The sequence below is a fragment of the Candidatus Symbiopectobacterium sp. NZEC135 genome, assembly GCF_025962695.1.
In genome coordinates this window covers 1-1,160 of sequence record NZ_JAGFPF010000594.1, presented here as the reverse complement: position 1 = coordinate 1,160, position 1,160 = coordinate 1, and the positions used below count along the sequence as shown (strand labels likewise).

1 protein-coding gene is annotated in these 1,160 nt (G+C 39.9%); it reads right to left on the bottom strand.

The features are described 5' to 3' along the window. Positions 1-399 precede the first annotated feature (399 nt). On the bottom strand, positions 400-804 hold the full coding sequence (locus tag J5224_RS29030; RefSeq protein ID WP_264628549.1) for a hypothetical protein: 405 nt from the start codon (positions 802-804) through the stop codon (positions 400-402). Positions 805-1,160: the final 356 nt, after the last annotated feature.

Here is a 1,160-nt window from a genome sequence, read left to right as displayed (position 1 = left end):
AAGAACAAAAAGCGGAAAGTCGTTATTAATAACGTTCCGGCATCTCGATGCCGCGATGTCGAAGAACGCGAGAGGAATAATGTTTAAAAAAACGTGAATATGCCAAATCACTATTAATATTAATATTAATATTCTGAAAAAAAAAGCCTCGCATAAGCGAAGCCTTTTTTATGATTGCTGTAAATTAACGATTTTTAACAGACTACTTTGCCATTTGGAATTCCACAACATTTTTAATGTCTGTTTTAATCGGCAGATAGCTTTTTCTGACACCGAGCCAAATAAGCATTTTTTGTAGAATAAATACCTTTTTGGAATTCCACAACCGCTTTTCAGGATAATATGATAAAAAAACATCACCATTCTGTTTACACCCGGCAATGCTTTCACGCCAGGTGATTATTTCGCTGGCCCCGTATATTGCAGCGTAATGGGTGTTCTATCCCATTCCCAATTTGATTTGGTCTGTTGCTGCCAGCCATTATCCCACATGCAATCGTGGTAGGAACTGTTACGGCTACCGTTGTTAACGTCCGTGACATAGCTTTGTAATTCCTCAACCTCATAGGTCCTGTACTTTTTCCCACCGCACCACCGTTTGTAATCGCAAGGCTCAGTGACAGTACGGTAGTTGGTGCGATTTATCACTTCATTGCGAACTGGGAATCGCTGTTCAGCGTTAACCCGACAGAGGGATCTTGAAGTAACATGGTCAGTCGGGTTATCACGAATTTTCACCCACCGCGTTGAACACCCGGAAAGCAACACAGGAACCAACATGAATAACAGCAGCGTCTTCATCATAGGCCTCTTTAACGGACGAAGTGGCAATATTACTTTCACTTTTTTCGATAAGACTAATCTGGAATATTCCTGATTTACTGTTTCGGTAGGTTATTACGAAGGTAATGCACTCCTGTGCCGTGCGTTCGATAGTGAACGATATTACACATACCAATACGCCTTTCTTTGCGAAAAATCAAAATATGCATGCACATGCTTCAGCACATCCGTTAATTAGGACAGTTAGCCATTCGCAAAAATCAGCTTGTCATAGGAAATGAATTTCGCATTAGGAATAGGATGAAATAATCATTTTTATCAGACTATATTGCTTTTTGGAATTCCACCACTTTTTTTATTTTCGGCGTATAAACCAG